Source organism: Mesorhizobium sp. P2_D1 (assembly GCF_056404455.1).
Genome location: NZ_JBFUDZ010000187.1, coordinates 1 through 591, shown reverse-complemented (window position 1 = coordinate 591; position 591 = coordinate 1). Strand labels below are relative to the sequence as shown.

At 53.4% G+C, this 591-nt stretch carries 1 protein-coding gene; it reads left to right on the top strand.

The features are described 5' to 3' along the window. Window positions 1–191: 191 nt before the first annotated feature. On the top strand, window positions 192–591 hold a 400-nt coding region (locus AC1D0I_RS32885; RefSeq protein WP_477400232.1), incomplete at its 3' end, for a ParB/RepB/Spo0J family partition protein.

Genomic DNA, 591 nt, shown 5'->3' with positions numbered 1-591 from the left:
GTCTGAACGCGGTCAATTCCGAGATTACGTCACTTATTCATAAGGCATGGGGGCGGAAGTGATTTTGACAGCCGTGCAGAACGACATTTTTGAACGCAATTTCAAACAGATGAGAGCAGTTCTGAGAGGACAGAATGGCTAGAAAGGACCTTCTGGCAAACGYCACCGCGTCACTTACACGGGAACAGCCAATGCATTCTGCGTTGCAGGCTAGGTCTGACTACGCCAAGCGTGGCGCATCGCGTTCGATGATGCAGTCACTGGACGAACTGGCCGAGAATTCAGTGCGGATGCTCGATGGCGAAACCGTGGTGGCGATTGACCCCAAGGATCTCGATGTTTCGTTTATTGCTGATCGTATAGGGGAGGACGACGAAGAATACCTACAGCTCAGACAAGCCATTCGTACATCTGGCCAGTCGACACCGATCCTTGTGCGACCGCATCCCCACGATGTAGGCCGCTACATGATAGTATTTGGCCATCGGCGGGCAAAGGTCGCCCGCGACCTCGGCATTAATGTCCGAGCGGTCGTGAAGCGCTTGGCGGACATTGAACATGTCATCGCACAGGGCCAAGAAAATACTGCTC